A 20,330-nucleotide genomic window follows, 5' to 3' on the forward strand; every position below is an offset into this window, starting at 1 on the left:
CCGATCGTGACCAATCCGTTGCCGCGTTCCCAGTTCCACTGTGGCAGAAGCAGCCGGCGCCGGTTGGGAAATGTGGGCGACGAGACTCGGGTCGGGCCGCGCCCACGCCCTCCCCCTCAATCGAGTGAACAGCTTTTGCGCCCCGAAAGTTGTTCACTCGATCAGGTAGAGCGGCCGCTCAGACGTTCTGGGGTTGCTGCTGTTGCTGCTGGGCGTGGTGCCTCCGGAGCACCTCGGTCAGCTTGTTCGCGCCGGCCACCACCGTCGCTGCATGAAGCCGCCCCGGCTGCCGCGACAGCCGCTCGATGGGACCGGAGATGGAGACGGCGGCGACGACTCGCCCAGACGGACCACGCACCGGCGCCGAGACCGACGCGACCCCTGGCTCGCGCTCGGCCACGCTCTGCGCCCAGCCGCGGCGGCGGACGCCGGAGAGCGCCGTCGCGGTGAACGCGGCCCCCTGCAGTCCCCGGTGCAGCCGGTCCGGCTCTTCCCAGGCGAGCAGGACCTGCGCCGCGGAGCCGGCGAGCATGGACAGCGTTGCACCGACCGGGATCGAGTCCCGGAGGCCGACGGGCCGCTCCGCGGCTGCGACGCAGATCCGCATGTCGCCCTGGCGCCGGAACAGCTGGGCGCTCTCGTTGGTGTGGTCCCGCAGGGCACCGAGGACGGGACCGGCCGCGGCGAGCAGGCGGTCCTCACCGGCGGCTGATGCGAGCTCGCCGAGCCGGGGACCGAGGACGAAGCGGCCCTGCATGTCGCGGGAGACGAGACGGTGGTGCTCGAGCGCGACGGCGAGGCGGTGGGCGGTCGGGCGGGCCAGTCCCGTGGCACCGACAAGCTGTGCGAGCGTGGCCGGGCCGGCCTCGAGGGCGCCGAGCACGGTGGCCGCCTTGTCGAGAACGCCGACTCCACTAGAGTTGTCCATGACCTGATATTGCCGTCTCAGGCACTGAGACGTCAATTCATCGCCCCGTCTTTGGGGAGAGGCTGGACCTGAGCGACGTCGCGGTGGACGGCTGGCCGCGCGTCCGGGTGTGATCTTGGCGTCATCTTGGGTGGAGGAGAGCAATGAGCGGGACGCTGGCCGAGAAGGTGTGGGAGGCGCACGTCGTGCGGCGTGCGGAGGGGGAGCCGGACCTGCTCTACATCGATCTTCACCTCCTGCACGAGGTGACCAGCCCCCAGGCGTTCGACGGTCTCCGGCTCGCCGGTCGGCCGGTCCGGCGCCCGGACCTGACCTTGGCCACCGAGGACCACAACGTCCCGACGACGCCGGGCCCGATCACCGATCCGGTGTCGAAGGTGCAGGTCGACACGCTGCGCCGCAACTGTGCGGAGTTCGGGATTCGGCTGTACTCGATGGGCGACGTCGAGCAGGGCATCGTTCATGTCGTCGGCCCGCAGCTCGGCCTGACCCAGCCCGGCACGACCGTGGTCTGCGGCGACAGCCACACCTCGACGCACGGCGCATTCGGCGCGCTCGCCTTCGGTATCGGCACGTCGGAGGTGGAGCACGTCCTGGCGACCCAGACGCTGCCCCTCAAGCCGTTCCGCACCATGGCCGTCAACGTCCGTGGACGGCTCGGCGAGGGCGTGACCGCCAAGGACATCGTCCTGGCCGTCATCGCGAAGATCGGCACCGGTGGGGGGCAGGGCTACGTCCTCGAGTACCGCGGAGAGGCGATCGAGTCCCTCTCCATGGAGGCTCGGATGACGGTGTGCAACATGTCGATCGAGGCTGGCGCTCGCGCCGGCATGATCGCTCCGGACGAGACCACCTTCGCCTACCTCAAGGGCCGCCCGCACGCCCCGAGCGGTGACGACTGGGACGCCGCCGTGGCGGAGTGGTCCGCGCTGCGGAGCGATGACGACGCGGTCTTCGACGCAGAGGTCGAGCTGGACGCCTCGGAGCTGACTCCCTTCGTCACGTGGGGCACCAATCCCGGCCAGGGTCTACCGCTCGGCGAGTCCGTGCCCGATCCCGAGTCCTTCGCCGACGAGTCCGACCGGTTGGCGGCGCAGAACGCCCTCGCCTACATGGGCCTCGAGCCGGGCACTCCGCTGCGTGACATCAGGGTGGACACCGTTTTCGTCGGTTCCTGCACGAACGGTCGGATCGAGGACCTGCGCGCGGCAGCGGCCGTGGTCAAGGGGCGCAAGGTCGCCGACGGTGTCCGCATGCTCGTCGTCCCGGGTTCCGCTCGAGTCCGCCTCCAGGCCGAGACCGAGGGCCTGGACGCCATCTTCACCGCGGCGGGGGCCGAGTGGCGCCTGCCCGGCTGCTCGATGTGCCTCGGGATGAACCCCGACACTCTCGCGCCCGGTGAGCGGAGCGCCTCGACGTCGAACCGCAACTTCGAGGGACGACAGGGCAAGGGTGGCCGAACCCACCTCGTCAGCCCGCTCGTCGCTGCCGCGACCGCCATCCGAGGCACGCTCTCGAGCCCCGCGGACCTGTCAGCCGCCCTGCCCCGCGTCGTCCAGGAGGTCTGATCATGGAGAAGTTCGAGACCCACACGGGTGTCGGCGTGCCGCTGCGGCGCAGCAACGTCGACACCGACCAGATCATCCCGGCGGAGTACCTCAAGCGTGTGACTCGCACCGGATTCGAGGACGGCCTCTTCTCCGCGTGGCGCAGGGACGGGGCCTTCATCCTGAACAACCCCAGCTATGCCAACGGCTCGGTCCTCGTGGCCGGACCGGACTTCGGGACGGGGTCGAGCCGCGAGCACGCAGTCTGGGCCCTCATGGACTACGGCTTCCGCGTGGTCATCAGCTCGCGCTTCGCGGACATCTTCCGCGGCAACAGCGGCAAGCAGGGCCTGCTCACGGCAGTCGTCTCGCAGGACAACGTCGAACTGCTCTGGAAGTACCTCGAGAACCACCCCGGGGCCGAGATCACGGTCGACCTCGTCGCACGGACGGTGACGGCGGGGGAGATCGTGGCGCCTTTCGACATCGACGACTACACGAGGTGGCGCCTTCTCGAGGGACTCGACGACATCGGCCTCACGATGCGCCACGCGGACGAGGTGTCGCGCTTCGAGAGCTCACGCCCCTCGCACAAGCCCGTGACGATCCCGGTGGACGCCTCCGCCTGATGCATCTGGGGCGGGATCCACTTGGGAGACAGGTGAATCCGGCCGACTGAGGCTTGGCTCGCAGGACGCCTCGCCCGGGCGGCCTCGCTGTGTCGTCCCGCCAAAGTCATTGCGACACAACGGGAAAGTGGCGCCAGATGATGGACCTCGACCCTCCGTCGGCCTACCGTCGTTTGTAACCGGACTGGATCCGGACGCGCGTCGGGTCACGGGACACCGACAGTCCTCTGGAGGGAACACGTGAACAAGGCAGAACTGATCGCCGCCCTGGAGGTCAAGCTTGGCAGCCGCAGGCTTGCCTCGGACGCCCTCGAGGCCGTTTTCGACAGCATCATCCGAGAGGTGGCCAGAGGCGGGAAGGTTGGCATCACCGGGTTCGGGACGTTCGAGCGGGCGGACCGCGCGGCGCGAACGGGTCGCAACCCCAAGACCGGTCAAACGGTGAAGATCAAGAAGACGCGGATCCCCAAGTTCAGGGCGGGCACGAACTTCAAGGAGATCGTCGCCGGGCAGAAGAAGCTGTCGAAGACTGCGTCTGCGGCGGCCCGGGCCTCGGCGGGCACTGCCACGGCCACGACAGGCACGACCAAGAAGGCCGCTGCCAAGAAGGCGACCCCGGCCAAGGCCGCAGCGAAGAAGGCCACGACCAAGAAGGCCGCCCCCGCGAAGGCGGCGACGACCAAGAGGGCCACGCCGGCCAAGTCCACCGTCGCCAAGACGGCAACCAAGTCAACGTCCAAGGCCGCCTCGAAGACTGCGACGCAGAAGACGGCCACCAAGTCCACTGCCAGGTCCACCGCTGCGAAGACGGCGACCAGGCCCACGGCGAAGTCCACCACGAAGGCGACTCCCGCCAAGCGGGCAGCATCGACGAAGACTGCTGCCAAAAAGACGACGGCCAAGCGGTCGGCGGCCCGCAAGTCGGCCGGCTGACGGACTCGTTCCGGGAGTCCAAGGAGTTCATCGGGCTCCCGGAACGTCGATCCCGGCTGCCGTCAAACGGCGCCGTCGATGGGCTCGATCCCTTGGATCCGCATGGCGACAACACGGTTGTCGGCGACCTCCACGGTGAGTCGCTGCCCCAGTCTGAGCAGGCGCAGGCCGCTCGTGGCGAAGGCTGACCCGTCGAACGGCAGGAGCACGCCGTCGTCACGCACCACGCTGCCCGTCAGCGAGATGGGATCAAAGGCGTGGACCGTTGCCTGCATGCGCCCATCCAAGCAGATCGAGGCTCCCCAGAGCGGCCGTGGTGGAGGGCCCGGCGCCGAGCTCGAGCACCCTGACAAGGGAGCGCAGGTCGTCGACGTCCGTCCGCAGTCTTGGCAGGTCGAGCTCGAGCCGGGCGGCGCCGTCCGCGGCATGGCGCGCGGCGCTTCCCGGGCCGAACCGGGGCGTGAAGTGTCCGACTGGCCCACCGGAACTGGCTCTGAGCACCGTCCCCGACCCGTCGGCGTCGGGGACGAACGACTGCCCGTGCGCACTTGCGGCCTCGAGCGCGTGCCCGAGGTCAGCCGGGGTCAGGGCCGGCAGGTCACCGAGCAGTACGGCGACCCTGCCACCCGGTGGCGTGCGTGCCAGACCGAGAGTGACGGCCGCGTTGAGGCCGACACCGGCGTCCCGGACCGTGGTCACCCCGTGGTCGCGGAACTCCGCGGCAATGACCTCGTCGGCCGTGACGAGCACGACCCGCGCAGGGCCCACCGTGAGGCAGGCGGCTCGCAGGGTGTCGCGGGCCAGGGCCCTGCCGATGGTCTCGCGGTCCGCGCGGTGGGCGGATCCGACACCGGCACCGAACTCGACTCCTGCCAGTGCACGCGCCAGCCGGGACTTGCCGACTGCGGCGTCCTTGACCGGTATGACGAGATGCCACTGCGGAAGACCGGTGGTCGGGGTATCGCTGCCTGGCTCGCTCATGCTGGGGAGAATTCTCCCACTCGCCGCTCGATCGCTCGACACTGCGCCGAGAGGTGGACAAGATGAAGGGCCAGCGCCCCCGCCCGGGGCGCCCCAGAAGGAGGTCCCGACGAGTGAGAGGCGCGCGCGCCACGCGGCTGCCCTTGGCCTACCGGTTGGCAGCAATCCTGCTGCGACCACTGCTCATGGGGCTGACGAAGCGGGACTGGCGGGGGGTCGACCACCTGCCCGCGACAGGCGGATTCGTCGTGTCACCGAACCACATCTCCTACATCGACCCGCTCATCTTCGCCCACTTCATGTACGACAACAGGCGGGAGGCCTACTTCCTGGCCAAGGAGAGCCTCTTCACGATCCCGGTCGTGGGCTGGGTGATTCGCAGGTCGGGGCAGATCCCGGTGTATCGCAACTCCCTGGCTGCCGCCGAGGCCTACCGCTCTGCGGTGGCCGCAGTGCAGGCGGGCAAGGCGGTCGCGATCTTCCCGGAGGGCACCATCACCCGTGACCCGGACCTCTGGCCGATGCGTGGCAAGACCGGCGCGGCTCGCGTCGCGCTCGAGACCAGGTGCCCCCTCATCCCCGTGGCGCAGTGGGGACCCCACGAGATCCTGTCCCCCTACGGTCGCCGACCAAAGTTCTTCCCCCGCAAGACGATGCAGCTACGGGCGGGTCCCCCGGTCGACCTGTCTGACCTGTACGACAAGCCGATCGACACGAAGACCCTGCGCGAGGCCACCGACCGTCTCATGGATCGCATCACCGAGCTGCTCGAGGAGATCCGGGGTGAGGAGCACGTGCATGGTCGGTTCGATCCGCGCCAGCACGGCGTCCCAGAGATCGGCGACCCGATGAAGCACCACGAGATCGGCCGTCCCACGCCGGGTGCGACGAAGGGGGAGGGCGCGTGACACAGGTCGCCGTCATGAGCGCCGGCAGCTGGGGCACCGCCTACGCCTCCCTACTGGCGAAGGCGGGCTGCACCGTGACGATATGGGCCCGACGCCAGGAGGTCGTCGACCAGATCAACTCCGGCCAGAACCGCGACTACCTGCCCGACCTGAGGCTGCCCGCCACGATCCGGGCAACGGTTGACCCGGAGGCCGCATGCCAGGGCGCCGAGATCGTCGCGCTGGCCGTTCCCTCGCAGACCCTCCGGGCCAACCTCACCGAGTGGGGCGAGGCAATCCCGGCCGAGGCCGATGTCGTCTCACTCATGAAGGGCGTCGAGCTCGGCACGACGATGCGGATGAGCGAGGTCATCGAGCAGGTGGCGGGGATTGCGAGAAAGCGCATCGTCGTCGTGTCCGGTCCCAACCTCGCCAAGGAGATCGCCCTGCTCCAGCCTGCGGCGAGCACGGTGGCCTGCATCGATCCCGCCGCAGCCGATCGCGTCGCGGCCGCCTGCGCGTCCGAGGTGTTCCGGCCCTACACGACCCATGACGTCGTCGGCACCGAGATCTGCGGTGCGACGAAGAACGTCGTCGGGCTGGCCGTCGGCATGGCCGAGGGGTTGGGCTTCGGCGACAACACGAAGGCGACGATCATCACCCGGGGACTCGCCGAGACGACGCGCCTCGGCCTGGCGCTCGGGGCGGAGCCCCAGACCTTCCTCGGGCTCGCTGGAGTCGGCGACCTGATCGCCACGTGCATGTCGCCGCTCTCGCGCAACCACTCCTTCGGCGTCCAGCTCGGTCGCGGTCTGACGATGGAGCAGGCGACGGCGGAGATGAAGCAGACCACCGAGGGCGTCAAGTCGTGCGAGTCCATCCTCAGCCTGGCCCAGCACCACGACGTCGACATGCCGATCGTCGAGCAGGTCGTGGCAGTGGTCCGTGACGGGCAGCCCGCCCGGGAGGTCGGGCCCAAGCTGATGTCCCGCGACCTCAAGTCCGAGCGCCACTAGGCCACCATCAGGCCGTATGCCGCTGGGCTCGCGCGCGCACGAACGCGCGCTCCCAGCGCCGAGAGTGCACGTGAGGACAGTGCACGTGAGTGCACGTGGGCGCCGGGCAAGCCCAGCGGCATACGGACTCGTGTGACGGCGTTCAGAGCGCGGCGCGCAGCGCCTGGTCCAGGTCCGTCCAGAGGTCCTCGACATGCTCGATGCCGACGGAGAGGCGGATGAGGTTGTGCGGCACCGTCTCGGGCTCGGAGGGCTGCCGGCGACGCCGCTCCAGCTGTGACTCGACGCCGCCAAGACTGGTCGAGTGCACCCACACGTGCGTTGCGGCGCAGACCCGCTCGGCAGCATCGGCATCTCCGGGGACGTCGATGGACAGCATCGCCCCGCTGCCGGGGTAGCGAACCCGCTCGACCGCCGGATGGCCTTCCAGGCGCGCGGCGAGCTCTGCGGCGTTGGCGCTGGCCCGCTCGAAGCGAAGGGCGAGGGTGCGCAGTCCGCGCAGGCCGAGGTACACCTCCAGCGGCCCGGCGATCGCGCCGTACAGCGTCCGATGACGCCGGAGGCGCTCGCCGATCTCGGCGCCACGGCTGTCGTCCGGCACGACCGTGACGCCGAGGAGGACGTCGCTGTGCCCCGCGATGTACTTCGTGGCGGAGTGGACGACGACGTCGGCGCCGAGGCTCAGCGGACGGCAGCCGAGGGGGGTGGGCAGCGTGTTGTCGACGACGCTGACGACGCCACGCGCCCGCGCTGCGTCGAGCACGGTGCGCACGTCCATGACGTCCATGAGCGGGTTGGTGGGCGACTCGATCCACACGAGGTCGGCACCGTCCAGGTCCGAGACGAATCCCGCCGTGTCGCTCGCGTGTCTGCGGCGGACCGTTCCGCCGGCTTGCTCGAGCGCCTCGAGCAGCTGCACGGTGCCGTTGTAGGTCGTGTCCGGGGCCACCACAGTGCCCCGGGCTGGCACGAGGGAGAGGGCCGCCGAGATGGCACCCATGCCGGAGGCGTGCACCAGAGCACGCCCTCCCTCCAGACCGCCGAGGGCCTCCTCGAAGGCATCCCACGTCGGGTTGCCGGCGCGCGCGTAGTTGACGGGGCCGTCGGCGACGTAGGTGGAGGAGAGGACGACGGGTGGGTTCACCGGGGCGCCCGGCTCGGGGAGCGGCCGACCAGCCGAGACGAGGAAGGTGTCAATGTGCACGTGTGGGTGCAGGTCTCGAGTCGCGCTCACGCGGTCAGCCTAGGGTCCGGGCGGTCCGGCGCGTATAGAGTGCTCGTCTGATGACCAGCGACGAGCAGCACGTGCAGGCAAGCGAGCCGGACCGGCCGGAGGACGGTGACGCATCCCGCAACGGACACCGCGGGCGTCGGCCCCGGGTCGCCATCGTCTTCGGGGGCCGTTCATCCGAGCACGCGGTGTCGTGTGCCACCGCTGCCGGGGTGATGCGCGCGATCGACCGCGACAAGTACGACCTCGTCCCGATCGGTGTGTCGAGGGACGGCCAGTGGGTCCTCGCCGCAGATGACCCGGCCCGGTTCGAGCTCACGGCAGGGCGCACGCCCGAGGTGCTGCCCGACGATGCCCACGTCGTGCTGCCCCTGTCGACGCGCCAGACCGCGCTGACCGTTCTCGAGGCGGGCCAGCCGCCGACGGAGCTCGGGAACGTCGATGTCGTCCTGCCCCTGCTCCATGGCCCGTTCGGTGAGGACGGCACCCTCCAGGGGTTCCTCGAGCTGTCCGACATCCGCTACGTCGGCTCGGGCGTGTTCGCCTCGGCGGCGGGCATGGACAAGCACTACATGAAGGTCGTGTTCGCCGGTCACGGGCTGCCGATCGGGCCGTATGCCGTCATCACGGACCGGGCGTGGCGGGCCGACCGCGCGGCGGCGCTCGATGCCTGTTCGGGCCTCGGCTTCCCGCTCTTCGTCAAACCGGCGAGGGCCGGGTCCTCCATGGGGATCTCGAAGGTCGCGGACCCGGCCGATCTCGAGGCGGCCATCGAGGCGGCCCGGGTCCATGACCCGAAGGTCGTCGTGGAGGCAGCCATCAGCGGCCGGGAGATCGAGTGCGCCGTCCTCGAGGGACATGGACTCGAGGGCCCGCGCACCTCGGAGGTGGGCGAGGTCGCCGTCCACGACAACCACGCCTTCTACGACTACGAGGCCAAGTACCTCGCCGAGGCCGATGTCGATCTCACGTGCCCCGCCGACGTTCCGCCTCGCGTGTCCGATGAGGTGCGGCGCCTCGCGGCAGCGGCGTTCGAGGCGCTGGGTTGCGAGGGCCTCGCCAGGGTGGACTGCTTCTACACCGATGACGGGCGAGTCCTCGTCAACGAGATCAACACGATGCCCGGGTTCACGCCACATTCGATGTACCCGCGCATGTGGGCGGCTTCGGGCCTGACCTACACGGAGCTCATCGACGAGCTCATCTCCCTCGCGCTCGAGCGACGCACCGGTTTGCGTTGATCCCCCCGCGCGACTGGGCGCCGCTCAGCTGCAGTGCCGCCCCGTCTCCGGCAGCGATCGAGCCGCCCCGGCGAACGCGGGCAGGAGGAGTGGCACAGGGCCGTGCTCCTGCGGTACGAGCACCTCGATCGCCGGCTCGCGTCCATAGGTGACGGCAGCGCTTCCATCGGTCAGCTGACGTACGACCCAGTCGACCCCGTCGACGACAACGCAGGATTCGGTCGTCGGGGGAGGCGCGGGGAGCCCGCAGCGGGCGATGATCGCGGGGTCGCCCCACGCGGCCGCCGAGGGGTGCTGGGGCGTCGTGGGGACCGCCTCTAGCCCGCTGACGGTCTGCGGCCAGGAGATGGAGGAGCAGGCGGGCGCGTCGGCGAGCGGCGCCAGCGCCACCTCGGGGGCGCTGGCGCAGGCCGTGGTCAGCAAGAGGGCGGCGCAGACCACGATGCACGCCGGCAGGCGACGAGGCACGAACGTCACGGCGCGGCGGCCTCGGTGTCTGCGGGGAGCGGTGGACGTGGTTCAGACGTGGACCACGGTGCAGGTCAGGGTCCGCGTGATGCCTGGCACGTCCTGCAGCTTTGCGATGACGAGCCGGCCGAGGTCATCGACGTTCGCGGCCTCCACACGAGCGATGACGTCGTACGGGCCGGTCACGTCCTCCGCCAGGGTCACACCGGTGATACCGGCGATCGCCTCTGCAACCGTCGCAGCCTTGCCGACTTCGGTCTGGATCAGGATGTAGGCCTGGACCACGTGTCACCTCACTGTTGGACGACTTGCGCAATGTCTCCGGCGGGGGGAACCGGCTCCCGCGTCACCCAGCCCGCGACTCAAGGAATGCGAGTCGATGTGCCAAGGGACGTGCCCCGACGCTACCGTGCCATGGGACCTTCCGTCCCATGGAAACTGGGGCGCCTGGCGCCCAGTGCGACGAAGAGGTGTTATTCGTGTCAAGCCGCCCGGGTCCGAACCTGACTGGCGGCACGCCGCTTCGCGGTCTGGACGAGGAGCAGGTCCTCGGCCGGATCCTTCCGCTCTTTCGATCCTCGCCCGATCTCATCGTCCCACCGGGCGACGATGCCGCCGTGCTGGCCACCAAGGACCGGACCATCGTCACGACCGACACCGTCGTGCTCGGCAGGGACTGGCTCGACGAGTGGTCATCCGGGGCGGACGTCGGTCACAAGGTCGTCGCCCAGAACCTCGCGGATGTCGCTGCCATGGGCGGTCGGCCAACGGGCGTGCTCGTCACACTCGTCACCGATCCGATGGTCTCCGTGGACTGGGTCGTCGATCTCGGGCGAGGCATCGCCGAGGCCTGCGATCGAGCCGGTGTCGTCGTGTTGGGCGGTGACCTGTCCTCAGCCCCTCCCGGAGTGGTCATGGTGTCCATCACGGCGCTCGGCGACCTGACGGGAGCGCCCGTGCTGCGCTCCGGCGCCCGCGACGGCGACCGCCTGGCCGTGTGCGGGTCGCTCGGCCTCGCCGCAGCGGGACTGCAGCTCTTGCAGCAGGACCAGGCCCAGCGGCATACGACGGCGGTTGCCACCCAGCGGCGGGCCACCCCGCCACTCGAAGCCGGCCCCCAGGCAGCGGCGGCAGGGGCGAGCGCCATGCTCGACCTCTCGGACGGACTGTTGCGCGACGGTGGCCGCATCGCCCGGGCCAGCGGTGTCGTCCTGGAGCTCGACCCCGAGGCGCTGGCGTCCGAGGTCGCCGGAGTGTCCGGCGCCGTCGGTGAGGAAGCGGCGTGGGACTGCGTCCTGGCCGGGGGAGAGGAGCACTCCCTGTTGGCCACGTTCCCCGGCGACGTTCCGGACGGGTGGCGCGTCATCGGCTCGGTGCGTGCGCCGCGGGCTGACGAGGCCCCCGGGGTCCACATCGAGGGGCGTCGTCCCCGGCACACCGGCTGGGACCACTTCACGAATGGCGAAGGCCGGCGCCCCTGAGGGAGCCGGCCTTGCGTGGGACGGTCAGGTCAGCGAGCGACCTTGCCCGCCTTGAGGCACGAGGTGCAGACGTTGATCCGCTTCGGCGTCACACCGTTCACCAGCGTCCGAACGCGCTGGATGTTGGGGTTCCAGCGGCGCTTGGTGCGGCGGTGCGAGTGCGAGATGTTGTGACCGAAGCTCGGTCCCTTGCCGCAGACGTCGCAGTTGGCAGCCACGGGTATCTCCTGAATGTCGGGGTGGACGGAAGTGCTGGTGCTCCCCATCGGGCCGCCTCGGGCACTCGACACACCCGCGGGGCGTACGTCACCCGCTGAGCGCGAAGGGAACCGTCCAAGAGTAGCCGACCGGGTGCCACCTGAACAAAACGGCGAGGAGATCACGCCACTGCGCGGGCTGCCGCCACGAGTCCGGCGGCATACCCGGGCCCATGGGAGGCCGTATGGGTCGCGAGGGGATGGAGCTGGTGGAGCGGGATCAGGCGCCTCCATCGTGCGGGAAGACCGGATGCATTGGCATAGGCCGTGAGCACCTGCTCGAGATACGGGCAGCCGAACAGCTCGAGCATGGCCAGGTCGGTCAGGCCGTGGCCGCCGTGCGCGGCAGGGTCGATGAGTACCGCCGCCACCGACGTGAACACGACGTTGCCCGCCCACAGGTCCCCGTGGATCCGGGCGGGCGGCCGGTCGTCGTCGTAGGCACCTGCGGAGATCCGATCGCAGACGGCATCCACCACGCGAGCATCGGAACCGGCCAGATGCCCCACGTCCACGGCCTTGCGGACGAACGGGCGAACCCGTTGCTCGGCGAAGTAGCGACCCCAGGAACGCTCGGGGTTGTTGGTCTGGGGCTGCCTTCCGATCCAGGCATCCCCGTGCCAGCCGGACGGCGGTGTCCCGAAGGCTGCGGCTCCTGTGGAGTGCGTGATGGCCAGTGCTCGGCCGAGGTCCGTCGCCGCGGCCGGGGTGGCCGGTGCCTGCGAGAGGCGCCGCAGGTCGATGTGGTGGGGTCCCACGTCGAGCACCTCAACCACGCGGGCGCCACCGTCGGACTCCGCCTCCGCCAGCCACCGCAGGCCGGCAGCCTCCGCCTGGAAGTAGCCCTCAGGAGCATCCGCTCGGGTCTTCCGGTGCACGGTTCCGTCCCGTCGGGTAGACACGAGGGCAACGGTAGACGGCTCGCCGCAGCAAGGCGTCGGAGCGACGCAGTAGCCTGCCGGACATCAGCTCGAGTGGACGGAACCGGCCGGACCGAATCGGTTTGGACGCAAGCGGAAGGAGCCGGATGGCACGCGGGTCACGCAGCGCGCTGGAGGCGCTCGAGGTCCTCGACGTCAATGCCGTGCGCCGCTGGGCCGTGCTCATCCGCTCCGTCTTCGCCGCGCGCCGGGCGGAGATCGATGCACTCAACGTCTTCCCGGTCCCGGACGGCGACACGGGTACCAATCTCTACCTGACCTTCGACGGAGCCATCGAGCGAATGCTGACCGGGGCCGCCGATCAGCCGTTGGACAGTGTCGCGGACCTGCTCAAGGACTTCGCGGGCCACCTGCTCTGGACCGCTCGGGGGAACTCGGGGGTCATCCTCAGCCAGATCGTCCGGGGGCTCTCCGAGGGGGTCGGCGGACGGACCGTGATCGACGCCGAGGACCTGGCCGCCGGCCTCGCCCGGGCCGACGAGCGGGCCTGGCAAGGGGTGACCGATCCGAAGGAGGGCACCATGCTCTCGGTGTCGCGGGCGGTGGCGTTGGCATCGGCGGAAGCCCACGGCCTCGCCTTCCATGCCGCGACCGTCCGCATCCTGGAGGCCGCCCAGGAAGCGCTCGCCCGGACGCCGGAGCAACTCCCCGTGCTCGCCCGCGCCGGTGTCGTCGATGCGGGTGGGGCCGGTCTGGTTCTTGTCCTGGAGTGCCTCGAGAGACTCGCCGCCGGGGATGACGGCCGAGTCGTCCTCGGGTTGTCCTCGTCCGACCGGCGGGGTCGGCTCCATCCAGAGTCCGGAGCACTCCTTGTGACCCGGCCACTCGACGCTGACGTCGTTCCGTCCGGGGAGCCGATGGGCCCGGAGTACGAGGTGATGTACCTGCTCTCCGTCGAGGAGGAGGACCGCATCCCCGCGTTGCGCACGCGCCTGGTCGAGCTGGGCGACTCCGTCCTCGTCGTCGGTGGCGACGGCGAGTGGAACGTCCACGCCCACGTGGACGACCCGGGTGCGGCCGTCGAGGCCGGGGTCGAGACCGGGCGCCCGCACCGGATCCGGATCACTCGTCTCGTCACCGACGACGGGCTGGCCATCCACACCCACGACGACGTCCATGGCGATGCTCACGGCCATGGCCGTGACCATCCTCACGACCGTGCTGACGAGCATGGTCACGAGCAGGAGACCAGGCTGACCGGGGTCGTCGCCTGTGCCGCGGGCCACGGGATCGCCGACATCTTCACCGAGGTCGGGGCCGTGGTCATCTCCTCCGGTCCGGGTCATCGGGCGGCGACAGGTGAGTTCATCGAGGCCATTCGCCAGCAGCACGCGACCGGCGTCCGTGGTGTCATCGTGCTGCCGAACGACGCAGACACGGAGCTCGCGGCGGCGGCAGCGGCCCGCGCTGTCGCCGACGAGGGCATCGAGGCCTTCGTCGTCCGGGCTCGGACCGCCGTCCAGGGGTTGGCGGCCGTGGCGGTGTTCGAGGCGGACGCCCGGCCGACCTCGAACCTCGTCGCCATGCAGGCGGCCGCAGCCGGAACCCGCCATGGGGCCGTCACGATCGCCAACCGGGTCGGCCTGACGAGCGGCGGACCGTGCGAGCCGGGCGACGTCCTCGGCGTCGTGGACGGCGACATCGTCATCGTCGGCTCCGACCAGCTCGTCGTCGCTCGCGAGGTGGCTCATCGGCTGCTGTCGAGCGGTGGCGAGCTGGTGACCCTCGTCCTCGGCGAGTCGGCCCCCGCTGGCCTCGTGGCCGCGATCGAGGCGACCGCGCGCGAGCAGCACGGCGGGGTCGAGGTGAGCGTGGTCGACGGGGGACAGCCGGTCTACACCGCGCTCATCGGGGTCGAGTGACATGGTCGTGCTCACCGAGGACTCGCCCCTGACGAAGCTCGTCAAGAAGGGCGATGCCGAGGCGCTGACCAAGAACAAGGGCGTCGGAACCGTGGGCGAGCTGCTCGAGCTGGTGCCGCGACGCTACCTGCCGCCCAACGAGCTCACGGACCTGTCCGGGCTCCGGGTGGGCGACCGCGTGCTCATCGTGGCCGAGGTCGCGCAGGCAATGACCAGGCCGATGCGCAACCGTCGCGGCAAGATGCTCAATGTCGTGCTCGCCGACGGTTCGGGCAACCAGCTGACCGTCACGTTCTTCAACGCCTACGGTCACGTTGGCAAGCTGCAGCCGGGCGCGCGAGGGTTCTTCATCGGCCAGATCGGCTCCTATGGCAGGACCCTCCAGCTGACCCACCCGGACTACGAGCTCATTGAAGAGAACGACTCGGAGGGGCAGGTGGAGTCCTACCGCACCCACTGGGTGCCGGTGTACTCGACGACGGGCAAGCTGAACGAGTTCCGGATGCGCAGGGTCGTGCACAACGCGCTCGACCGCGTGGAACGGCTCCGCGAGCCACTGCCGCAGGAGGTCCGCGAGAGCCGGGGGCTCCTCGGTCGACGCGAGGCTCTCGAGCTGGTGCATCGTCCGCTGCTGACGGAGACTCCAAAAGCTGGCCTGCACCGGCTCAAGTTCGATGAGGCCTTCGTGCTGCAGACGATCCTGGCCCAGCGCCGGAAGGCCGCCGAGGCGGTCATGGGCACCCCGCGACGGCCACGACCCGGCGGCCTGCTCGGGGCCTTCGACGCACGCCTGCCGTTCGAGCTCACCGATGGTCAGCGTGACGTCGGCGAGCTCCTCGAGCAGGAACTCGCCCGGGAGCGGCCCATGCACCGGCTCCTCCAGGGCGAGGTCGGCTCGGGCAAGACCATCGTCGCCCTGCGGGCCATGCTCGCAGCGATCGACTCGGGTGGCCAAGCGGCGCTACTGGCACCGACCGAGGTCCTGGCGTCACAGCACCACCGGTCGATCACCGCCATGCTCGGCGACCTGGCGATGGGCGGCATGCTCGGGGGCAGCGACATCGGCACCAAGGTCGTGCTGCTGACGGGCAGCCAGAGCACCTCCGTCCGGAGGGCTGCGTTGCTGGACGCGGCCTCGGGGGAAGCTGGGATCGTCGTGGGCACCCATGCTCTCATCCAGAAGCACGTGCAGTTCGCCGATCTCGCCCTGGTCGTCGTCGACGAGCAGCACCGCTTCGGCGTCGAGCAGCGGGACGCACTGCGGGAGAAGGGAGCCCGGCCGCCGCATGTGCTGGTCATGACGGCGACCCCGATCCCGCGCACGGTCGCAATGACCGTCTTCGGGGACATGGAGACCGCCACGCTGAGGGAGCTGCCCAAGGGCCGGTCTCCGATCACGACTCACCGCGTCGACGCGGCCAAACCGAACTGGGTCGACCGGACCTGGCAGCGAGTCGCGGAGGAGGTGGCCAAGGGGCACCAGGCCTATGTCGTGTGCCCTCGCATCGGCGATCCAGACCCCGGTTCCGTCCTGTCGTCCGACACCTCTGACGAGGACGCCGACGAGTGGGAGCCCCTGGATTCGGATGACGGCGAGGACCGCCCTGCTGAGGAACCGCTCACCGGGGTCTACACGATGTGGCATCAGCTGAGCCGCAATCCCGCGCTCGCCGGGACACGAATCGGGGTGCTGCACGGCAGGCTCGACGCGGAAACGAAGGAGGACACGATGCGTGCCTTCGGTGCCGGGGAGATCGACGTCCTCGTGGCCACAACAGTCATCGAGGTCGGGGTCGACGTGCCCAACGCGACCGTCATGGTCGTCATCGACGCCGAGCGCTTCGGCATCTCGCAGCTCCACCAGCTGCGCGGCCGGGTGGGCAGGGGCTCGGCGCCCGGTCTCTGCCTGCTCATGAGCACGGACCCGGGCGAGCGAGCGAAGCAACGCCTCGACACCGTCGCGAGCACCTCGGACGGCTTCGAGCTCGCCCGGGCGGACCTCTTCTTCCGCCGGGAGGGTGACGTCCTCGGCGCCCGCCAGAGCGGGAGGGTCAACTCGGTACGCCACCTGCGGCTCACCCGTCCGGAGGACGAGCAGATCATCGCAGCGGCACGGGAGGACGCCTTTGCACTCGTCGACGCAGATCCCGAGCTGCGGCAGCATCCGGCGCTCGTCGCCGCGGTGGCCACGCGCCTCGACGAGGAGCAGGCCGTGTGGCTGGAGCGAGGTTGACATGACGAGGATCATCAGCGGCTCGGCAGGGGGCCGCACGCTGCGAACCCCAGCAGGCTCCATGACTCGCCCGACCTCGGACCGGGTCCGCGAAGCACTCTTCAGCCGGCTCGAGCACCGCGGCCTGCTGGTCGACACGCACGTCCTCGACCTCTACGCGGGCTCTGGAGCCCTGGGACTCGAGGCGGCGAGCCGGGGGGCGTCCCGGGTCCTTCTCGTGGAGTCCGACCGGAAGGCTGCCAAGGTCATCGCCCGCAACATCGACACGGTGGGCGCACCCGGGGTCCGGGTCGTCACGGACACGGTCGAGCGCGTCCTCCGGGCTGGCCCGCCCGCCGGCATCAGGGTGGACCTCGTCTTCCTCGACCCGCCCTACGACATCAGCGAAGCGGCACTGACGGACGTGCTCGGGGCCCTCGTGGAGCACGGATGGCTGGCCCCGGAGGCGTTTGTCGTGGTGGAGCGGTCGACGCGATCGCCCCAGCCGTCGTGGCCCGCGGGGCTCGAGCTCTCGGGAGAGAAGCGCTATGGCGAGACAGCCGTCTGGTTCGCGGAGCCGCCCCTCTCGGGCGGGGTCGCGTAGGTTGGCCCCGTGACGAGCGAACCGCGACGCTGCGTGTGCCCCGGCTCCTACGACCCCGTGACGAACGGTCACGTGGACATCATCGAGCGGGCCGCCGGCCTCTTCGACGAGGTGGTCGTCGCGGTGCTGCACAACCAGGCGAAGCAGGGAACCTTCAGCGTCGACGAGCGGCTGGAGCTGCTCAAGCAGTCGCTGGCCCATCTGGACAACGTGCTCATCGCTGCTTGGGCGGACCGGCTGGTCGTGGACGTCTGCCGCGAGGTCGGGGCGCGGTCCATGATCAAGGGCCTGCGCGGCGGCACCGACTTCGCCTACGAGCTGCCGATGGCCCACATGAACCGCCACCTCACGGGGGTCGAGACGCTCTTTCTCTCGTCCGCCCCGGACCTGCAGCACGTGTCCAGCTCGCTGATCAAGGAGGTGGTCCGCTATGGCGGTGACGTGTCGGGCCTCGTCCCGGATGTGGTGCTGACCGCGCTCGAGGAGCGGATGCGCTGATTTGGGACCACCGATTCCCTCCGGTAAACTCGGACGTCGGTCCACGTCTGCCTTGACGCGGGCCGAACCCACACCTACCGCTGTGCAGGAGTCATGGACCGTCCCGATCCCCGTTCGCCCCTGGTGCTCGACACCCGGAAGCTGGGCAGGCGACCCGGGACGATGCAGGAGCTCCAGCGCACGGTAGTGCTCCCCGAGGACCTCGGCACCGAGGTGATCGCGATCAAGGCCGGCTCGCCGGTGCAGATCGACGTGCGGCTCGAGTCGGTCGTCGAGGGAGTGCTGGTGACGGGTTCGGTCTCCGGCACGGCGACCGGTGCCTGCGTGCGGTGCCTGGATCCCGTCGAGCTCGACGTCGACGCGCGATTCCAGGAGCTGTTCGCCTACACCGATCGGTCGGCGCACCACCGAGAGGTGGCGGGCGACTCGGACGAGGACGACGTGTACGAGCTGGTGGACGACCTGGTCGACCTCGAGACCGTGCTGCGGGACGCGTTGGTTCCCACGCTGCCGTTCCAACCCGTGTGCCGGGACGACTGCCCCGGGCTGTGCGCCCAGTGCGGTCTCCGCCTCGCCGAGGACCCGGACCACCATCATGAAGTGATCGACCCCCGATGGTCGGCCCTCAGCGGACTGCTGCAGGACGACCCGCAAGAGAAGAGGAACTGACGTGGCTGTCCCGAAGCGGAAGATGTCGCGGTCCAACACCCGTTCGCGCCGCGCGAACTGGAAGGCTGCGCCGACCACTCTGACCACGTGCCCCCAGTGCGGCGCGGCGGCCCAGCCGCACATCGCGTGCCCGTCGTGTGGCACCTACAAGGGCCGTTACTACGCCGCCGCTGAGCGCACCGAGCACCAGGCCTGATCTGCCCGTGGGCACCCCCCTGAGCGACGGCGAAGCGGGTGTTCTGGCGGTCCCACAGCGGCCCGTCGATGCCTTGCTCGGCCACCTCCAGGAGGTGGTCGGGCGCGACATCGACGAGCCGCTGCTGCTGCGTTCCCTCACACACCGCTCGTTCGCCTATGAGAACGGCGGAGTCCCGAACAATGAGCGCCTCGAGTTCCTGGGGGACTCGGTGCTCGGGCTCGTCGTGACCGAGACCCTGTATCGCGGACATCCGGACCTGGCCGAGGGCCAGCTCGCCAAGCTGCGAGCGGCCGTCGTCAACATGCGGGCGCTTGCTGATGTCGCACGCAGCTTCGATCTCGGCGGGTACGTCATGCTCGGCAAGGGTGAGGAGGCCACTGGCGGTCGGGACAAGGCCTCCATCCTGGCCGACACGATGGAGGCGTTGATCGGGACGGTGTTCCTGTCGACCGACATCGAGCACGCTGCGCAGTTCATCCACCACCACTTCGACGCGCTCATCGAGGAGGCGGCGACGCTGGGTGCCGGCCTCGACTGGAAGACGAGCCTCCAGGAGGTGGCTGCGGCGGTCGGCCAGGGTGCGCCTGAGTACCGCGTCGGCGAGCAGGGCCCCGACCATGAGAAGGAGTTCCACGCCCGCGTCGTCCTCGGCCACGAGGTGCTGGGCGAGGGGCGTGGCCGCAGCAAGAAGGAAGCCGAGCAGAAGGCCGCCAAGGAGGCGTGGCACACCTTGGACGCGCGCCGGTCTGCCCGCGCCGAGGCCGACGCCGAGAGCGCGTCGGATCGCCACGGCCGGGTCTGATGCCCGAGCTGCCTGAGGTCGAGGTGGTCCGCCGTGGACTCGCGGACCACGTCGTCGGGCGCCGCATCGCGGGCGCCGAGATCACCGGCCTGCGGGTCGCGCGCCGTCACGTCGCCGGGCCGGAGGACCTGGCCGCCCGGATCAAGGGTGCCACGGTGACGTCGGCTGCCCGCCGGGGCAAGTACCTGTGGCTCGTCCTGGACGCCGACGAAGCCTTGATCGTCCACCTCGGCATGAGCGGCCAGATGCTCGTCAAGCCGGCGGGTCTGCCCCGCGACAAGCACTGCCACGCCGTCTTCGACTTCGCGGACGACGGCCCCCAGCTGCACTTCGTCGACCAACGCACCTTTGGGGGGCTGGCTCTCTCGCCGCTCAATCTCGACGGCGTTCCCGCGGCGGTGGCGCACATCGCCCCCGATCCGTTCGAGGCGAGCTTCGACCAGGCCGCCGTCGTGCGCCGCATGAAGGCCCGCGACAGCGCCGTGAAACGCGCGCTGCTCGACCAGTCGCTCATCTCCGGGATCGGCAACATCTACGCCGACGAGGCGTTGTGGCGGGCCAAGGTCCACGGGGAGCGGATCTGCGCGACCCTCACCAAGCCGACGCTGAGCCGCATTCTCGACCACGCTCGGGACGTCATGTCCGAGGCCCTGGGCCATGGCGGCACGAGTTTCGACGCGCTCTACGTCAACGTCAACGGTGCAAGCGGATACTTCGACCGGTCGCTGCACGCCTACGGTCGCGAGGGCACGCCGTGCGACCGCTGCGGCGCGCCGATGCGTCGCGAGCAGTTCATGAACCGGTCCTCCTACTCCTGCCCCGTCTGCCAGCCCCGACCACGGCCCAGGGTCCGCCGCCTCGGCTGAACCCGGGCTGCGTGCAGCGGTGCGCCCTCAACCCAGGGCGGGGAGGCCGGAAGGGGCTTCGTGCGCAAGCGCCACGCT

At 70.1% G+C, this 20,330-nt stretch carries 23 protein-coding genes; 15 read left to right on the top strand and 8 right to left on the bottom strand.

Features of this window, described 5'->3' with window-relative positions; genetic code table 11:
- Positions 1 to 178: 178 nt before the first annotated feature.
- Positions 179 to 928: an IclR family transcriptional regulator gene (locus VIR15_RS03515; RefSeq protein WP_331926088.1), complete on the bottom strand. Its 750-nt coding sequence runs from the start codon at positions 926 to 928 to the stop codon at positions 179 to 181.
- Positions 929 to 1,071: 143 nt separating this feature from the next.
- On the opposite strand from VIR15_RS03515, the gene leuC reads away from it, so the two are divergent.
- The 3 genes from leuC to VIR15_RS03530 all read left to right on the top strand — a co-directional run bounded on the left by leuC (position 1,072) and on the right by VIR15_RS03530 (position 4,037).
- On the top strand, positions 1,072 to 2,496 hold the full coding sequence (leuC, locus tag VIR15_RS03520; RefSeq protein ID WP_331926089.1) for a 3-isopropylmalate dehydratase large subunit: 1,425 nt from the start codon (positions 1,072 to 1,074) through the stop codon (positions 2,494 to 2,496).
- Between the two features lie 2 nt (positions 2,497 to 2,498).
- Entirely contained in the window at positions 2,499 to 3,104 is a 606-nt protein-coding gene (leuD, locus tag VIR15_RS03525; protein ID WP_331926090.1) for a 3-isopropylmalate dehydratase small subunit, read from the top strand.
- A 240-nt stretch (positions 3,105 to 3,344) separates the two neighbouring features.
- Positions 3,345 to 4,037 carry an HU family DNA-binding protein gene (locus VIR15_RS03530; protein WP_331926091.1) on the top strand — a complete coding sequence of 231 codons (693 nt, stop codon included), beginning with the start codon at positions 3,345 to 3,347 and terminating at the stop codon, positions 4,035 to 4,037.
- 62 nt (positions 4,038 to 4,099) lie between these two features.
- Here VIR15_RS03530 and VIR15_RS03535 read toward each other — a convergent pair whose 3' ends face one another.
- Together VIR15_RS03535 and cofC are read right to left on the bottom strand one after the other, a co-directional pair.
- Complete coding sequence (locus VIR15_RS03535) at positions 4,100 to 4,312, bottom strand: cold-shock protein (protein WP_331926092.1); 213 nt, start codon at positions 4,310 to 4,312, stop codon at positions 4,100 to 4,102.
- Positions 4,287 to 5,018, bottom strand: coding sequence for a 2-phospho-L-lactate guanylyltransferase (gene cofC / locus VIR15_RS03540; RefSeq protein ID WP_331926093.1), 732 nt, complete (start codon positions 5,016 to 5,018; stop codon positions 4,287 to 4,289). The genes VIR15_RS03535 and cofC overlap by 26 nt, the downstream gene beginning before the upstream one ends.
- Before the next feature lie 113 nt (positions 5,019 to 5,131).
- Here cofC and VIR15_RS03545 point away from each other — a divergent pair, with 113 nt between their 5' ends.
- Positions 5,132 to 5,926, top strand: coding sequence for a lysophospholipid acyltransferase family protein (locus tag VIR15_RS03545; RefSeq protein ID WP_331926094.1), 795 nt, complete (start codon positions 5,132 to 5,134; stop codon positions 5,924 to 5,926).
- On the top strand, positions 5,923 to 6,921 hold the full coding sequence (locus VIR15_RS03550; RefSeq protein ID WP_331926095.1) for an NAD(P)H-dependent glycerol-3-phosphate dehydrogenase: 999 nt from the start codon (positions 5,923 to 5,925) through the stop codon (positions 6,919 to 6,921). The genes VIR15_RS03545 and VIR15_RS03550 overlap by 4 nt, the downstream gene beginning before the upstream one ends.
- 142 nt (positions 6,922 to 7,063) lie before the next feature.
- Here VIR15_RS03550 and VIR15_RS03555 read toward each other — a convergent pair whose 3' ends face one another.
- The gene (locus tag VIR15_RS03555; protein WP_331926096.1) at positions 7,064 to 8,155 is read right to left on the bottom strand and encodes a trans-sulfuration enzyme family protein; all 1,092 of its coding nucleotides are present in this window, start codon (positions 8,153 to 8,155) and stop codon (positions 7,064 to 7,066) included.
- 50 nt (positions 8,156 to 8,205) lie between these two features.
- Between VIR15_RS03555 and VIR15_RS03560 the strand changes: the two genes are divergently transcribed.
- Positions 8,206 to 9,393, top strand: a complete 1,188-nt coding sequence (locus tag VIR15_RS03560) for a D-alanine--D-alanine ligase family protein (RefSeq protein WP_331926097.1) — start codon at positions 8,206 to 8,208, stop codon at positions 9,391 to 9,393.
- Positions 9,394 to 9,417: 24 nt separating this feature from the next.
- Here the strand turns inward: VIR15_RS03560 and VIR15_RS03565 are convergent, their stop codons facing one another.
- Both VIR15_RS03565 and VIR15_RS03570 read right to left on the bottom strand, forming a co-directional pair.
- Positions 9,418 to 9,870 carry a DUF3515 family protein gene (locus VIR15_RS03565; protein ID WP_331926098.1) on the bottom strand — a complete coding sequence of 151 codons (453 nt, stop codon included), beginning with the start codon at positions 9,868 to 9,870 and terminating at the stop codon, positions 9,418 to 9,420.
- 42 nt (positions 9,871 to 9,912) lie between these two features.
- Positions 9,913 to 10,146: an Lrp/AsnC family transcriptional regulator gene (locus VIR15_RS03570; RefSeq protein ID WP_317181962.1), complete on the bottom strand. Its 234-nt coding sequence runs from the start codon at positions 10,144 to 10,146 to the stop codon at positions 9,913 to 9,915.
- Between the two features lie 194 nt (positions 10,147 to 10,340).
- On the opposite strand from VIR15_RS03570, the gene thiL reads away from it, so the two are divergent.
- Positions 10,341 to 11,342 (top strand): thiamine-phosphate kinase, encoded by a 1,002-nt coding sequence (gene thiL, locus VIR15_RS03575; protein WP_331926099.1) that lies wholly within the window; start codon positions 10,341 to 10,343, stop codon positions 11,340 to 11,342.
- A 29-nt stretch (positions 11,343 to 11,371) separates the two neighbouring features.
- On the opposite strand, the gene rpmB is transcribed toward thiL, so the two are convergent.
- On the bottom strand, positions 11,372 to 11,560 hold the full coding sequence (gene rpmB / locus VIR15_RS03580) for a 50S ribosomal protein L28 (RefSeq protein ID WP_331926100.1): 189 nt from the start codon (positions 11,558 to 11,560) through the stop codon (positions 11,372 to 11,374).
- Positions 11,561 to 11,721: 161 nt separating this feature from the next.
- Complete coding sequence (locus VIR15_RS03585) at positions 11,722 to 12,501, bottom strand: fructosamine kinase family protein (protein ID WP_331926101.1); 780 nt, start codon at positions 12,499 to 12,501, stop codon at positions 11,722 to 11,724.
- A 125-nt stretch (positions 12,502 to 12,626) separates the two neighbouring features.
- Between VIR15_RS03585 and fakA the strand changes: the two genes are divergently transcribed.
- The 8 genes from fakA (at position 12,627) to mutM (ending at position 20,252) form a co-directional block, all read left to right on the top strand.
- The gene (gene fakA, locus VIR15_RS03590) at positions 12,627 to 14,402 is read left to right on the top strand and encodes a fatty acid kinase ATP-binding subunit FakA (RefSeq protein ID WP_331926102.1); all 1,776 of its coding nucleotides are present in this window, start codon (positions 12,627 to 12,629) and stop codon (positions 14,400 to 14,402) included.
- Position 14,403: 1 nt separating this feature from the next.
- Positions 14,404 to 16,635: an ATP-dependent DNA helicase RecG gene (locus VIR15_RS03595; protein ID WP_331926103.1), complete on the top strand. Its 2,232-nt coding sequence runs from the start codon at positions 14,404 to 14,406 to the stop codon at positions 16,633 to 16,635.
- 1 nt (position 16,636) lies between these two features.
- Positions 16,637 to 17,218: a 16S rRNA (guanine(966)-N(2))-methyltransferase RsmD gene (gene rsmD / locus VIR15_RS03600; protein ID WP_331926104.1), complete on the top strand. Its 582-nt coding sequence runs from the start codon at positions 16,637 to 16,639 to the stop codon at positions 17,216 to 17,218.
- Between the two features lie 9 nt (positions 17,219 to 17,227).
- Complete coding sequence (gene coaD / locus VIR15_RS03605; RefSeq protein WP_331926105.1) at positions 17,228 to 17,716, top strand: pantetheine-phosphate adenylyltransferase; 489 nt, start codon at positions 17,228 to 17,230, stop codon at positions 17,714 to 17,716.
- A 93-nt stretch (positions 17,717 to 17,809) separates the two neighbouring features.
- Positions 17,810 to 18,385, top strand: coding sequence for a YceD family protein (locus tag VIR15_RS03610; protein ID WP_331926106.1), 576 nt, complete (start codon positions 17,810 to 17,812; stop codon positions 18,383 to 18,385).
- A 1-nt stretch (position 18,386) separates the two neighbouring features.
- Positions 18,387 to 18,581, top strand: coding sequence for a 50S ribosomal protein L32 (rpmF, locus tag VIR15_RS03615; RefSeq protein WP_324143154.1), 195 nt, complete (start codon positions 18,387 to 18,389; stop codon positions 18,579 to 18,581).
- A 7-nt stretch (positions 18,582 to 18,588) separates the two neighbouring features.
- The gene (gene rnc, locus VIR15_RS03620) at positions 18,589 to 19,386 is read left to right on the top strand and encodes a ribonuclease III (RefSeq protein ID WP_331926107.1); all 798 of its coding nucleotides are present in this window, start codon (positions 18,589 to 18,591) and stop codon (positions 19,384 to 19,386) included.
- Positions 19,386 to 20,252, top strand: a complete 867-nt coding sequence (mutM, locus tag VIR15_RS03625) for a bifunctional DNA-formamidopyrimidine glycosylase/DNA-(apurinic or apyrimidinic site) lyase (RefSeq protein ID WP_331926108.1) — start codon at positions 19,386 to 19,388, stop codon at positions 20,250 to 20,252. The genes rnc and mutM overlap by 1 nt, the downstream gene beginning before the upstream one ends.
- The last annotated feature ends 78 nt before the right edge of the window (positions 20,253 to 20,330 follow it).

The organism is Intrasporangium sp. (assembly GCF_036566125.1).
Classification (GTDB): Bacteria; Actinomycetota; Actinomycetes; order Actinomycetales; family Dermatophilaceae; genus Intrasporangium.

Bases quoted from the DNA above. Each gene is read 5' to 3' on its own strand.
- VIR15_RS03515 (WP_331926088.1), bottom strand. From the start codon at position 928: ATGGACAACTCTAGTGGAGTCGGCGTTCTCGACAAGGCGGCCACCGTG.
- leuC (WP_331926089.1), top strand. From the start codon at position 1,072: ATGAGCGGGACGCTGGCCGAGAAGGTGTGGGAGGCGCACGTCGTGCGG.
- leuD (WP_331926090.1), top strand. From the start codon at position 2,499: ATGGAGAAGTTCGAGACCCACACGGGTGTCGGCGTGCCGCTGCGGCGC.
- VIR15_RS03535 (WP_331926092.1), bottom strand. From the start codon at position 4,312: ATGCAGGCAACGGTCCACGCCTTTGATCCCATCTCGCTGACGGGCAGC.
- cofC (WP_331926093.1), bottom strand. From the start codon at position 5,018: ATGAGCGAGCCAGGCAGCGATACCCCGACCACCGGTCTTCCGCAGTGG.
- VIR15_RS03560 (WP_331926097.1), top strand. From the start codon at position 8,206: ATGACCAGCGACGAGCAGCACGTGCAGGCAAGCGAGCCGGACCGGCCG.
- fakA (WP_331926102.1), top strand. From the start codon at position 12,627: ATGGCACGCGGGTCACGCAGCGCGCTGGAGGCGCTCGAGGTCCTCGAC.
- VIR15_RS03595 (WP_331926103.1), top strand. From the start codon at position 14,404: ATGGTCGTGCTCACCGAGGACTCGCCCCTGACGAAGCTCGTCAAGAAG.
- rsmD (WP_331926104.1), top strand. From the start codon at position 16,637: ATGACGAGGATCATCAGCGGCTCGGCAGGGGGCCGCACGCTGCGAACC.
- VIR15_RS03610 (WP_331926106.1), top strand. From the start codon at position 17,810: ATGGACCGTCCCGATCCCCGTTCGCCCCTGGTGCTCGACACCCGGAAG.
- mutM (WP_331926108.1), top strand. From the start codon at position 19,386: ATGCCCGAGCTGCCTGAGGTCGAGGTGGTCCGCCGTGGACTCGCGGAC.